Raw genomic sequence first — 12,455 nt, 5'->3', positions numbered from 1 at the left:
GTCATTGCGAGTACGAAGCAATCCCCTCATGCCTGCCTAGCGTATTCTTTGCTAACATCTACTTTTAAGGAATTCACCAGCAATGCCGTAACCACAGTCCCGACAACAATCCCTAATATATAAAACAGTGGATTATCAACCACGGGCAATACAATAGGACCACCATGGGGTGCATGATCCGCTACCTTACCCAAGGCTCCAATAACGGCCCCCACTGCCGACCCGGTCATAATAGAAGGCAACACTCGCAAGGGATCTGCGGCAGCAAAAGGAATGGCTCCTTCGGTAATGCCAATCATGCCCATAGCCAAAGCTGCTTTTCCAGCTTCTAACTCTTCCTCGTTATATTTCCTTTTCGCTAGTAAAGTGGCAAGCCCCATTCCTAAGGGAGGCGTGCAAATGGCAATACCAATCGGTCCCATGACGGTATATACCCCTTCTGCCATTAGTCCAAAAGCAAACATGCAGGCGGTTTTATTGACAGGACCGCCCATATCAAAAGCAATCATAAGACCAGTAATAATGGCGATCACTACAGCCCCTTGTTGGCTGATACTCTTTAATCCATCGGTAATTCCGCCCATAACGGAAGCAATGGGTTGTCCCAGTAAATAAATATAAGTAAGACCAACGAGTAAGGAACTCAAAATGGGAATCACAAAGATGGGCATAACAGGACGCAAGTAACTAGGAACCTTCCATCCCTTGATCCATTTCACGATATAGCCTGCAAATAACCCCATAACAATAGCTCCCAGAAAACCTGCTTTATAGGGACTATCTGCTATAGGCTGATTTGCCAGATAGCCGCCGATCATTCCGGGGACAACTCCCGGCTTACCCGCAAGACTATAGGCAATATAGCCCGCCAAAATCGGAATCATCAAGGTAAAGCCTGCCACACCGATGTTCAATATGTGATTTGCTAAGACACTCGTGACCTCCATACCTTTGGCTCCCGGTGTCCCCGTTGCTAACGCTCCGGCAATACAAATACCACCCACCACAACGGATGGAATCATATAGGAAACGCCTGTCATCAGATGGTTTTTCACTTTCTTTAGTTCATCCATTACCAATTCGCTCATATCTCTTCCCCCTTCTTCTCTGCTTTTTCGATCACAGCAACCGGATTCTCAATGGCTTTGCCAACTTCCACCATGATGCTTGGCTTACCATGAAACCGTTCTTCTCCTTCTACGTTCACACCCACGGCAAAAATAACAACATTAGCTTCTGCCACATCCTGCATCGACAGCTCATTTTCAATTCCCATCGCTCCTTGGGTTTCAATCTTGATATCATGTCCTCTTTCCAATGCAGCTTTCTCCAAGGCAGCCTGAGCCATATACGTATGGGCAATCCCCGTTGGACATGCACATACAGCAATCATTTTCAAAATACTCCCCCCAATACTTCTAGATTAGAAACCATCCAATTCCCCTCTTGAGAGGGGTGCCTTCAGGCGGGGTGTGTCACGTCCCCCTCCCTATAATCCCATCTCTGCGAATATTGCGACTATTTCCGCTGCACTTATGGCCTGTACCAACCTTTCCCGATAAGAATCATTCATCAGCCCCCTACTAATATTCGCTAAGATTTTCAGATGCAAATCATTCGCTTTCTCCTCTGGTACGCCAATGAGGAAAATAAGTCTGACTTCCTGATCGGTCCTGCTATCCCAGCTAAAGGCTTCTTGGCTTTTGGCAAAAGCGATAAAGGGCTCCTGCACATAGCTGCTTTTGCCATGAGGAATGGCAATACCATAGCCGATGGCAGTAGAAAATAACTCTTCCCGTGCAAGAACTGCCTGCAGAAACCCAGCAACATCATTGACACGACCAAGTTCCACAGCTTTCCGGGCTAAAGTTTTAATGATTTCTTCTTTGTTTTTCGATGTTACATTTAATTCCATAAGTGATTCATGGATAATCATTTTTCGCCCCCATTTCATTTTTTAATACAACGATGATCAAACCTACAGTCCCATTTCTTTAAACATAGCTACTACTTCCGCTGCATCGGAAGTCTGCAGGAGCCGCCTCCTAAAGGACTCATTCGTGAGACCGCCACTCATATGGGTTAGCATTTTAAAATCGAAATCATCGTCCTGCTCTTCTGGTACGCCAATAAGAAAAATGAGCCTCGCTTCATGATCGACTCGATGATCCCAGCAAAACGCCTCATCACTTCTGGCAAAAGCGATGAAGGGAGTCAGGACATAGCGACTTTTGCCGTAGGGAATGGCGATCCCATAGCCGAAGGAAATAGGAAAAGATTCATCCAGGGCAAAAACATCTTCCAGATAGCCTTCTACTTCACTGATACAACCAAGCTCCTTTGCTTTATGGGCTAGGGTTTCGATAATTTCCATTTTGCTTTTGGATTTCATATAGAGTTCGATAAGTGATTCGTGAATGATCATTTTCTTCGATCCTCCAGCGATAGTTTATATTCTTAAAAGACATTTTAATTATTTTCCAGAAAAATGGATTTAGTATTTTCTTTTCGCTATACTATAGATAACAACTACTATAGGAAAATTTTTACTTCTACCCTCCTCTCACTTACAAAATTGCTCATGCAAGTATCATTACTCTTACTTTCAAAATCTTATAGGCTTTATGTATTGAGTTGAAAAGATTGTCCATTTGTAAACAATTCATCACCTCCTTAGCTGGCTTTAGGTTTTGGGGATTTAAATTTTCCATTTAGCAATTTCGAAAGCGTTACTTTTAAAACCGCTGCAAGTTTTAATGCTTCCATAACATCAGGAAGATATTTATCATTTTCCCAATCACTAATTGTTGTTTGGGGAAATCCCGTTTCGGAAAAAAGCTTTGTTTGTGAAATTCTTTTCCCTTTTCTAATTTTTCTTAAATTCTCCCCAAATGTCATGATTTCACCTCCCTTCCATCATTATAACGACACGTCGTTGATTTGTCAACGACGTGTCAGTAACTATTTTTACTTATATGTGATAAAATAACGATAGCACGTTAACAAAGGAGATAATATTATGGATGTAGCAGCTAAAATTGCCACTAGAATCATCGAGTTATGCAATCAAAAAGATATAACAGTTAACAAGTTGGCAGACTTATCTGGCTTAACCCAATCTACAGTAGACAGCATCGTTAACGGCAAGAGTCGCAATCCACAAGTAGTTACCATCTATAAAATTTGCGAAGGTTTGAATATATCGTTATCCGAGTTCTTCTCCGACAATGAAACCATAGATGCAACTTGTAATGATAACGAAATGGACAACTTACCAGAGCATATCAGAAAAGAAATTGATATGGCTAAGGAATTTGTTCTTTATAAACATGGCATAAAAAAATCTACTACAGATAAGTAGCAGATCAAACCGTAGATAAAAAGGGATTTTCGATGCCACACTGGCTCGAAAATCCCTTTTCCATTTTTAGATTTCGAAATATATAGTCAAATACAAAATTTAATTCTTTCGTTCTTTAGCAATGTATCCTCTTTTTGAACAGACCAAAGTACATTTTCATCCGCAAATAATTTATGCTTCGCTACTCTACTAAGTACAACTAAGCCCTCTCCACCAAATTCTTCTATAGCTCTTCGTACATAAGACTTGTCCATTTTGCATAACAAGTACACACATTCAATGTCGGAGTCAAGATTATCTTTGATCCTTATGTTCGTGACACGCGGAGGTAACAAACCTTTTTCACTGATAGAATCAAGTATTGCTGTCGAAGTAATGTGCCCTAAAATAAAATGATCATATTCGTTTATTTCTTCAGCATTGCGAACACTCGTGCCACTCATATCCTTTGCAGCAGGATTAAAGCACTCTAGAACCCGTCTCATTAAAACACCTCTCAATATTAGAATCAATATTTCAAAAACATTTATAGAATGCTTCGGCTGCAAATTTCATAAATTCAGCGGTCTTTTCTCCGCTTCTTGCTATCACCTGAAAGGGCTCTAGCCTTGCAACTTCTGTTTGTAAATCATTTGCAGTTTTCTTGCTACAACCCAAGATATCTTGCATAGAGCTTGCAGAAACTCCTTCACATTGGAATATGTAGGCGAACTCAAGTAATTCCTGAAAGTTAAAAAACTTCTGCTGATAGTCATTTGGTGATTGACTGGCAAAGAAAACAACAATACCTTTAGATCGGCCTTCACGAATAATACGTTCAAGAAATATATTTTTCTGCCCTAAGTAGTTGTGTGCTTCATCTATAACTAGAATAGTACGAATTGTTCTTCTTCCATCGTGGACTGGACTATCTGGTAACGCTGCCATCTCTTTATAGAGTCGTTCAATAACCAAATACCCTACTAGTTCTTTGAGTACTGGCATTGCATGAACATCGATTAAAAGTGTTCTATTTGTGAGCTTCTCAATTGGTTCATTTTCGCTGCCATGCTTCCAGAACAGGTCGAAATCGGATAAGTCTCTTAATACTTCAATGAGGCTATCATCTCTTTTGTTGCCCTCTTCATACATCTCCATTGTAATTTCAAGAACATCTTGAAAGTCGGGAAATGGCAAAGTGGAGTCAGATCTTTTCGCATATGCAGCACGAATTGCCTCAGTCAAGGCACCTTTCTGAACTACTCCTAATTTTGAATTGATAGAGGCGAAACTTTCGGCTTTTTCACGAGCCGACACATTGATTGTTTGTTCATCGTAATTAGGTAGAACAAATGGGTTGATGGGCAATGTCTGACTACCTTGTAAGAGTCTAAAGGGTTGAACCTTTGCAATATCTAGAAATTTTTGATTATCTACTACATCACCTTTGTAATCAAAAAATATGAAGTTAGTTAGGTAGTTTGATTTAATTCGAATGTCCGCAAGAATCTTTAGTAAAAATTGTGTCTTACCTACCCCTGGTTTACCCATTATGGCTAAGTGAGAATTAGCGTGTTTACGAGTATTATTAAACTCAAGAATAATCTCTTTTTTATCGAGAACCGTTTTTCCAATATAGAGATCAAGCCCAGAACCTCGAATTTCTTTACGACCGCTAAATTCTACGAGTTCAGTAATTTTTTTTAAAAGTAATTCTGAACTATGCCCCGATTCTTCAAATATTCGTGATAAATGTTTACAACCATTATCAATATGATTTTTAATAAGTGATTTATTAGAATAAAAGTCATCTTCAATGATATCGGTAATCTTATGTACATAAGCTAAAATCGCCTTAAGGAAAACCTCATCAGTACCTACAAAAGTAGGTCTTTTCATTTCGCTACCACTAAAATTACTGCTTATTGGCAAATCAGCTCCATCTATCAAAAGTGAAACCGAAAAAGCTATTCTTGCTAAAATATATTTTTCAAGTTTTGTCTCAAACCTAAGAGCACTTAATATTTCATCAGATTCAGAACTCGTATATAATCTATCTGCCATTTAAACCTCCCAAAAATAGCCGTTTTTAATCGTCGTAATCTCTTGTTTCTGATTAAACACTAGACTTGCTGCACCGCTCAAATGGCTTTGTAAAGTTCTATAATAGTTGTTATCAATTTCCGTATCAGTTGAAAGAATAATTACCTGCTCACCTGCGTTAGGAAAGTAATTGCGAATAATATTATCCCGATGAGTACTATCTAATCTTGATAGCGGTGTATCAATAATAATAGGCAATTTCAATTCACTTGTTTGAGCTAGTCCCCACAACAGTGCGAGTGCAAAGACCTCTTTTTCACCTGCAGAAAGTCCCGATTTTTTAATTTCTTGACCATTACGGTCTAAAATACGAATCTCAAAACTTTTATCATCAATAGTTATGTCCTTAATTAAGCCACTTTTTGTTGATAATAACTTGTACATTTCAAAGGTTTTTTCTTGTAAAAGGTGAACCTTGTTTTTCCGCATTCTAATAACAAATTGATTTAAAAGTCCCGCAATAGCATCACATTCACTGATAAAATCAGCTTTGACTTTAGAAACATTATGCTTTTCATATAGTTTTTCGATCTCGATTTCAATCTCTCTAATTTTCTTTTCATAACTTAGAATATCTTCTTCCAATATTCTAAGTTGTTCGGTTTTACGGCCTATCTGAGTAGTACAACCCTCAATTTCTGATTGAAGCTGTTCAAAGATGTCTTTTTCAGAATCGGAAGATACGCCACTTTGTAGAGAGGATTCAATTTTCTTAACTTCAACTCCAAGCTCTTTTTTCTCTTCAAGCAAAGGCTGTAAAAGGAAAATATCACTACACTCCAGTTCATCCATCTGCTGAAGTATTTTTGCAGCATCTCGGTCCGAAATGTTTAAAATTTTCTTAATAGAACTTCGCGAGTCTCCTTCACGCAGGAGTGAAGATATCCGCTTTTCAAGTTCAGCCATTTTCTCAGCAGAGAGACGTTCTATATATATCGGCTCAGGTTCTTCTACTACACGGACTATTCTTTTTGCAAGATCAGCCGCATTTTCTTTAATTGCTTCCCCTTGGGCTGACTCTCTTTCACATTCTATCTGTTTGCGGATTCCACTAAACAGACCTCCTAAAAGACTGTAGGGTAGATCTTTTTCACAGAGAATGCGAATTTCATTCTCCACCTGACCCAAACGATTAGCTACTTGCACTCTACGTTTTTCGATTTGTCTAATGGCATCTCGGGATTCAGGCTCTACATTGAAATTTGCCTGAAATCTTTTTTTTGCTTCTTCATTCTGAGTTTTGAATGATTCGAGATCATCTCTTACCTCATCCCGTTCTTTGTTTAACCTTGTAATCTTACTTCTTTGAAGTTTAAGCTCACTCTCCTTAAACTCGAGATCTTCATCCGAGATCTCGACAAATCCCTTTCGTTCTTCTTGTTTTAGATAGAGCAAGTCCGAAGAGAGCTTATTAATATACTCAATTCCCAGGGCTGCTTCTAGTGAGGATTTAAGCCGAACTTCTGAATGATCATCAGCTGCAATCTCTTGTATTTTTTCACCATCAAAAAAGAAAAATTGAGTAATCCCTGGTGGAATAGTTGCTCGAATAAAATCTTGCCACATCTGCTTATTTTGCACCGAGACTCTTTTTCCATCTCGCACAACTACAAGACGTTCTTCAAAGTCTTTTACTTTAGGTTTATCAATGACTCCAGCACTCCAAGAGCGCCTCACTATGAGCGGAGAAGCATCATCCATCTCAATTTCAAGTTCAAAGCTTACGCTGGCATTACCCAAAGCTAATGATTTTCGATTGATAGAACGAAAAATTTCTTCTACCTTGCCCCCATAAAGGCAAAAATTGATCCCTTCCATAATAGCTGTCTTACCAGCACCGTTCATACCGCCAATAAGAAATATCGACTTACCATTTTCACTATCAGGGAAGAGTATATCTGTAGGGAATTGAAAGGATTTATAGTTTTCTATGGTGAATTTTCTAAACTTCATCAGCACCCTCCCCATTAGATACACTTTTTACAATATCCCGAAGAGCATCATAGATACCTGTTCGGCGTTCTTTAAACTCATATTCTTGCACAGTATTCAAAAGTTTAAGAACCTTTTCAAAGTTCACTTGGTGTTGTGAGCACAACTCTCGCAATAGTAATTTATCTTCAACGGATAATTTCATTGTTCAATCACTCCTTCGATAAGGTCTTCGACACGTTTTTTTGTTTGTTCAAGAAGCTGCTCTGATTCTAAACAAGCTTTAATAGAGGCTTGTAATAATTCAGATATACTCTTTTCTAAATGAGCAGCTAATCTTGGAATAACAATCTTATTTACGTCTGTCGGTGATAGATGACCATTCGTAGATCCTGTGATCCATCGTTGGCATTGACTTTGGCCAATTCGATTTGATATAACAGCCAAAAGATAATACGGATCAATATTATCTTTTGTTTTAAGCGATAGCAAGTCACCTGAGAAGGCTACCTCTTTGGATCTTGAAACAATTCCGATTTTTCCTATTGTAGCTCCAGTAATTGCAAGGAGCAAATCACCTGTTTGGGCAACCCTGATTTTAGATGATTGTCTACATTTTTCTCTTGAGTATATTTCAAGTCCTGTTATATCCTTTATACTGACGTATTCAATATTGCCACTTACTACTGCTTTCGCTTGTAGACCTTTAATCGAAGAACTAAGGACATTTCGTAAATAATCAAAGTTTCCTCTTTTACGAAGGTATTTTTCATAGTCAATGTAATCAGGTTTATAGCACTGAGCATCAATTCGATGGCTCCCCACAACCTCGCTAAAAGTAGCTTCATAGCTTTTGTTTTTTTCAAGTACCAACTGATCCATTCCCAACTCTTTTTCGAGAAGTTCTTGAGCTTGGAAGTAGAGGGAGTGTGAGAGGGATTTCAATTTGATTGACCTCTTAAATAGCTCTGCAATTTCTTGCTGATCATCTGTATCAGGTTCATAAATAAATATTTTTCTTAAATTGGGATAAACAATTATGGGTTGAACATTCCCTGATGCGAGTCTAATAATTTGTCTGGACCCAAATCTAGTCATCAAAAATATTACCAAGTAATAAGGATTGATATTAGCAATGCTCATTCTAACAAGATTTTGATTAATCGTACACCTCTCAATATTTTCTGGAACAATTGCTACTTCACCTAACGTTCCAATTGTGGTTATTACTATATCTAGCGGTTTCAGCTCAGCACGTTTAGATTCATTGCTTTCGTTTAAAGAGATATATTTTTTATCCAAAAAATCAATATTACCATTCTTAATATTCTGGTTCCTTAAAAAAACAATACCTTCCTTTGTATAGGTTACACCACCATGTTTACCATCTGTTAATTCAACAATATATTTCGCAACCGGAAATGTTTTGTTCGTCTGACATAAGATATCCATAATCAATTCGTTTTCTGGTTTATAAAATTCTCCATCAAATCTCTGAAATTCTGTTACTCTTGATTGATTAACTTCACTCCAAACAGCCATCAATTCACTCTCCAGAACTCAAATCCGTGTTTCTGAGCAAACTGTACAAAAGCCTCGGCGATACATATCTCATCATCAGATAAACCTTTTGCATCTTTCAAGTCTTTTGATTCTAAATTGAAGTTCACCAAGTCTTGATCAATAACGGGTTGTCCATCGTCGTACTCCATAAAGTTGCCTTCTCCATCAGTAAGGTATTCGTAGTCGCCTGAATTGTTTTTGCCTCCTTTTTCTGAAACGGCCATAAAAATTGGGTAATCCAATTTCTTAGCTACTTCGGCATCTATCCAACGCTCTTTAAGTGCTCCCACCACCTCATCATCCACAAGTAGTAGTTGCAACTTGCCACGGTTGGTGAGTTTCTTTAGTTCCTCTTCTGCATTAGGAATAGTAATTTCTAATGCTTTTATGGTTGACTTAATTCTTTTGGTCTGTTCTTTCCGTTTCGCTTTGAGTTCCTTTTCATCAGCTTTAAGTTTTTCTTTAAGGGGCTTTAGCTCTGCAGTTAATTCTTTCTTAGCTCCAGCCCAATTATTTGAAAGAATATCTATCTCTTGTTGGGCTTTCGTCTTTAAGGCTTCAAGATCAGATTCAATGTCTTCTATTTTTTGCTTCTCATACAAGAGTTCTCTTCGTAGAGATGCAATGTATTCAGTTGCTCGTTCAATTAGGTCAGCAAGCTCTGGAGCTTCTTCAGATCTATCATCTGCATTTTCTTCTGTTTCGGTTGCTTCGGATTCTAATTCTCCAAAGCTTTCGAACAGAATGTTTGCAATAGCTTCTGGTATATTTTCATCTGGTATATCTACTTCATTTTTAAACTGACTTAATAGCTCTTTGATTTCAGTTTCATAATCAGGGCAAGCAGCGGCTACTTCTTGTTTGACAAACTCAATCTTTGCAATCTCTGCTTCGGTATATTTTTGCACAAAAAGAACTGATGTCTTCGTTCCTGTATGAGGCTTAAATGTATTGGGGTGTAAACCAACCACGGCAAGCAACCGAGCCTTACGCAAGATCCATTCACGGATGAATGCGAGAGATGAGTTGTTGAATTTACCCTGTGGCAAAACAATAGCCGCGCGACCGCCTGGTTTTAAGAATTTAAGGATTCGTTCAATAAAAAGAACATCTCGCTCCTCTTTGGCAGCTTTGTTCTTACCTCTTTTGAGTGCAGGCTTTGCTAAATCATAGTGAGAAAGCATCTTTTTATCTTTCATCTCGCCAGCAAAAGGCGGATTAGCAAGAATTACATCAAATTGAAGTTCATCAAAGTATTTCCATGCAAGGTCATCATCTTTTAGGACATTTGGCTCATCTTCCTTTGACGGCTTGTTTTTAAGAAGTTTTGCCTCTAACAACTTACTCATTAATTTTTGTCCAGACTGGGTTTCATACCATGTTTTAGGGTCTAAACTGCTTACGTCAGGACCAAATATATTGGTATGTCCATCTCCAGCAATAAGCATCAATGCACGGGAAGTTTTAGCAGCTCTCTCTTCGAAATCAACACCCCACAAGTACTTTGCAGCGTAGCGGTGTTTTCTGAGCTCTCGACTATCGTTATCATGGGCTGGGTAGCACCATTCCATAGCGTGTAACAGAAATCCTGCAGATCCACAAGATGGGTCCATCACAAATTCTGTTTTCGTCGGGTTCATCATTCTTACACACATTTCAACAACATGGCGTGGTGTAAAGAACTGTCCTTTTTTCTTTTTTGCTTCTGTTGGTAAGAGGTATTCAAATGCATCATCCATAATCCGAAGATTTGAACCCATTAAACGAACACCTTCAATTGGACCAATACAAATTTGCAAATGTCTTTTAGTAAGTTCAATATCTTCACCTGGTTTAAAAATACCGGGCCACTCGTTACAAGCTTTTCTGAAAAGGTTGTTTATTCTTTCATAAGTAATTTCCGGGTCCAACGCCTTTGTGAATTGAATTTCTTGATTTTGACGAACTTCTAAAGCTTCTTTTTCATCCCATATTTTAGCGAAAATCATTTTGAATATCTCATTAAACTCATCTTTACCACTATCAGCAAGTACGAGTTCCTCAAGATCTTGAATAATCTTTTTAAAGTTAAAACTCTTTTTAAGATGAGCAAGAGTTTTCTTGGCTTCAAGAACATCTTTTGGCTCTTGCCCTCTCTTAGGGATATCTACAAGAGTATCATCAAAATTTGCAGGGTAAGGTCTGAACAGAATAATGTTATCACTTCCGTTTGACCAAACTCCTACAGGCGACCCCTGAGCATTAAGATAACTTTTTAGTTGTTCAATGCCGTCTTTGCGTTTGGGCTTTTTAACTTCAATGATGATCTTGGGTGTTTGCTTTGTATTATCTGTATATACAACAATATCTGCCGCTTTAGCATTAACTTCAGTTCCAAAATATACACTCTTTTCAAGATCAATCTCATCTGCCTTATACTCATAAGTGTTGAGTAGTTTATAAACCCAAAGCTGACGGACAATTTCTTCAGGATTTGATTTTCCATTTTCATCAAAGACCTGCACTTCTTCCTTGCCAGAAGAAAAAGGAACAAAGCTTTTCAAGTAATATTTAGTTTTTCCTGCATCACGACCAAACTCTGATGTCCTTGGATAAATATTAACTATATTATGAATGGGTTTTCCCAGCGTATCAAACTCAGTAAGTTCATATAATGTTTTAGGATCTTTAAAAATTTTATCTAAAATTTCTCTAGTATTCATGTTTTTCTCCTCTATTGGGCGTTTTTTTATTTTGATAAGGTAAATAACACCTAATTTGCAGTTTTACATTTTTAAATACTCTTACATGTAAATAGTTGGTATTTAACTTACTTTTCAGCTGGCAAAAATACTGCTTTCTGCAAACTAACTGTACCATCACGCTCTATTTTGAAAATAACGCGATCTCCCTCACAAATCTTTAGAAATTCTCTAACCTCTTTGGGAATTGTTGTTAAGCCCTTTTGGCTGACCGTCGCCACACATACTTTTTCTTCAGGTATATTCATATTACTTACCGCCTTAGATTCTAAGATTATTAGTTACTAGTTACTTCTATGATAATTGTCGAAAATCCTGTTAAATCATTCCTAATATGTATAAAATGCAAAGATTCCATGGTCTTATCCGAATCAGCAACTGTAAACTTCTCAAAACTTATCGGGACGGTTCTTGACTTGAATTATCTAAAACGATTTCCCTACTATGTTTGTTAGTAGCTATTTACTTTTAAAAAAATTTCCTATTTTACATTTCAACTTTAGTCATTGATTTTCCTTGTTTGACAAAAAATACAACACCTGTTTTTCAGAGCATTGTATTTAAAGAGTAACATTCAGCTTCCTGACAATCCAAACGGTCACAAATAAATGCTGCCGATTTATCCCATGTAAATAGAACAAGGTAGAAGCAACAACAACGTCGCTTCTACCTGTTAGTCATCTCCATTTATAGTCCGTCCCACTTGAGACACTAAGTCGAGTAGAAGTGCGCCTCACGACGCGCAACCCTCACGGAACCGTGCGGGTTGCAGATCG

Annotated in this window: 13 protein-coding genes; 1 reads left to right on the top strand and 12 read right to left on the bottom strand. The window is 38.0% G+C overall.

Translation table 11 applies throughout. The features are described 5' to 3' along the window. Window positions 1-26: 26 nt before the first annotated feature. The 5 genes from LMF89_RS10390 to LMF89_RS10370 all read right to left on the bottom strand — a co-directional run bounded on the left by LMF89_RS10390 (window position 27) and on the right by LMF89_RS10370 (window position 2,898). Window positions 27-1,088, bottom strand: coding sequence for a PTS fructose transporter subunit IIC (locus tag LMF89_RS10390; RefSeq protein ID WP_229535007.1), 1,062 nt, complete (start codon window positions 1,086-1,088; stop codon window positions 27-29). Next, a complete protein-coding gene (locus LMF89_RS10385) occupies window positions 1,085-1,393 on the bottom strand; it encodes a PTS fructose transporter subunit IIB (protein WP_255711196.1) in 309 nt (102 codons plus the stop codon). Before LMF89_RS10385 ends, LMF89_RS10390 begins: the two co-directional genes overlap by 4 nt. 96 nt (window positions 1,394-1,489) lie before the next feature. Continuing rightward, complete coding sequence (locus tag LMF89_RS10380; RefSeq protein ID WP_229535005.1) at window positions 1,490-1,936, bottom strand: PTS sugar transporter subunit IIA; 447 nt, start codon at window positions 1,934-1,936, stop codon at window positions 1,490-1,492. Window positions 1,937-1,978: 42 nt separating this feature from the next. Then, on the bottom strand, window positions 1,979-2,425 hold the full coding sequence (locus LMF89_RS10375; RefSeq protein WP_229535004.1) for a PTS sugar transporter subunit IIA: 447 nt from the start codon (window positions 2,423-2,425) through the stop codon (window positions 1,979-1,981). A 248-nt stretch (window positions 2,426-2,673) separates the two neighbouring features. Next, window positions 2,674-2,898: a helix-turn-helix domain-containing protein gene (locus LMF89_RS10370; protein ID WP_229535003.1), complete on the bottom strand. Its 225-nt coding sequence runs from the start codon at window positions 2,896-2,898 to the stop codon at window positions 2,674-2,676. Window positions 2,899-3,019: 121 nt separating this feature from the next. Here LMF89_RS10370 and LMF89_RS10365 point away from each other — a divergent pair, with 121 nt between their 5' ends. After that, on the top strand, window positions 3,020-3,361 hold the full coding sequence (locus LMF89_RS10365) for a helix-turn-helix domain-containing protein (protein WP_007952484.1): 342 nt from the start codon (window positions 3,020-3,022) through the stop codon (window positions 3,359-3,361). 86 nt (window positions 3,362-3,447) lie between these two features. Here the strand turns inward: LMF89_RS10365 and LMF89_RS10360 are convergent, their stop codons facing one another. The 7 genes from LMF89_RS10360 to LMF89_RS10330 all read right to left on the bottom strand — a co-directional run bounded on the left by LMF89_RS10360 (window position 3,448) and on the right by LMF89_RS10330 (window position 11,927). Then, window positions 3,448-3,846 (bottom strand): hypothetical protein, encoded by a 399-nt coding sequence (locus LMF89_RS10360; RefSeq protein ID WP_229535002.1) that lies wholly within the window; start codon window positions 3,844-3,846, stop codon window positions 3,448-3,450. Window positions 3,847-3,877: 31 nt separating this feature from the next. Beyond that, the gene (locus tag LMF89_RS10355) at window positions 3,878-5,404 is read right to left on the bottom strand and encodes a DndE family protein (RefSeq protein ID WP_229535001.1); all 1,527 of its coding nucleotides are present in this window, start codon (window positions 5,402-5,404) and stop codon (window positions 3,878-3,880) included. Beyond that, complete coding sequence (gene dndD / locus LMF89_RS10350; protein WP_229535000.1) at window positions 5,405-7,396, bottom strand: DNA sulfur modification protein DndD; 1,992 nt, start codon at window positions 7,394-7,396, stop codon at window positions 5,405-5,407. Next, window positions 7,386-7,580, bottom strand: a complete 195-nt coding sequence (locus LMF89_RS10345; RefSeq protein WP_229534999.1) for a DNA modification system-associated small protein — start codon at window positions 7,578-7,580, stop codon at window positions 7,386-7,388. Before LMF89_RS10345 ends, dndD begins: the two co-directional genes overlap by 11 nt. Continuing rightward, complete coding sequence (locus tag LMF89_RS10340; RefSeq protein ID WP_229534998.1) at window positions 7,577-8,917, bottom strand: restriction endonuclease subunit S; 1,341 nt, start codon at window positions 8,915-8,917, stop codon at window positions 7,577-7,579. The genes LMF89_RS10345 and LMF89_RS10340 overlap by 4 nt, the downstream gene beginning before the upstream one ends. Continuing rightward, entirely contained in the window at window positions 8,917-11,640 is a 2,724-nt protein-coding gene (locus LMF89_RS10335) for an N-6 DNA methylase (RefSeq protein ID WP_229534997.1), read from the bottom strand. The genes LMF89_RS10340 and LMF89_RS10335 overlap by 1 nt, the downstream gene beginning before the upstream one ends. Before the next feature lie 107 nt (window positions 11,641-11,747). Then, entirely contained in the window at window positions 11,748-11,927 is a 180-nt protein-coding gene (locus LMF89_RS10330; RefSeq protein WP_229534996.1) for an AbrB/MazE/SpoVT family DNA-binding domain-containing protein, read from the bottom strand. Window positions 11,928-12,455 lie beyond the last annotated feature (528 nt).

The sequence above is a fragment of the Pelosinus baikalensis genome (genome assembly GCF_020819555.1).
GTDB lineage: Bacteria > Bacillota > Negativicutes > DSM-13327 > DSM-13327 > Pelosinus > Pelosinus baikalensis.
Note: the sequence above shows the minus strand (reverse complement) of the source record. Positions and strands in the feature narration are given on the sequence as shown.

Coding starts and splice junctions, on each gene's coding strand:
- LMF89_RS10345 (WP_229534999.1), bottom strand. CDS start 7,580: ATGAAATTATCCGTTGAAGATAAATTACTATTGCGAGAGTTGTGCTCA.
- LMF89_RS10330 (WP_229534996.1), bottom strand. CDS start 11,927: ATGAATATACCTGAAGAAAAAGTATGTGTGGCGACGGTCAGCCAAAAG.
- LMF89_RS10360 (WP_229535002.1), bottom strand. CDS start 3,846: ATGAGACGGGTTCTAGAGTGCTTTAATCCTGCTGCAAAGGATATGAGT.
- LMF89_RS10375 (WP_229535004.1), bottom strand. CDS start 2,425: ATGATCATTCACGAATCACTTATCGAACTCTATATGAAATCCAAAAGC.
- LMF89_RS10355 (WP_229535001.1), bottom strand. CDS start 5,404: ATGGCAGATAGATTATATACGAGTTCTGAATCTGATGAAATATTAAGT.
- LMF89_RS10340 (WP_229534998.1), bottom strand. CDS start 8,917: ATGGCTGTTTGGAGTGAAGTTAATCAATCAAGAGTAACAGAATTTCAG.
- LMF89_RS10380 (WP_229535005.1), bottom strand. CDS start 1,936: ATGATTATCCATGAATCACTTATGGAATTAAATGTAACATCGAAAAAC.
- LMF89_RS10385 (WP_255711196.1), bottom strand. CDS start 1,393: ATGATTGCTGTATGTGCATGTCCAACGGGGATTGCCCATACGTATATG.
- LMF89_RS10370 (WP_229535003.1), bottom strand. CDS start 2,898: ATGACATTTGGGGAGAATTTAAGAAAAATTAGAAAAGGGAAAAGAATT.
- LMF89_RS10365 (WP_007952484.1), top strand. CDS start 3,020: ATGGATGTAGCAGCTAAAATTGCCACTAGAATCATCGAGTTATGCAAT.
- LMF89_RS10390 (WP_229535007.1), bottom strand. CDS start 1,088: ATGAGCGAATTGGTAATGGATGAACTAAAGAAAGTGAAAAACCATCTG.
- LMF89_RS10335 (WP_229534997.1), bottom strand. CDS start 11,640: ATGAATACTAGAGAAATTTTAGATAAAATTTTTAAAGATCCTAAAACA.
- dndD (WP_229535000.1), bottom strand. CDS start 7,396: ATGAAGTTTAGAAAATTCACCATAGAAAACTATAAATCCTTTCAATTC.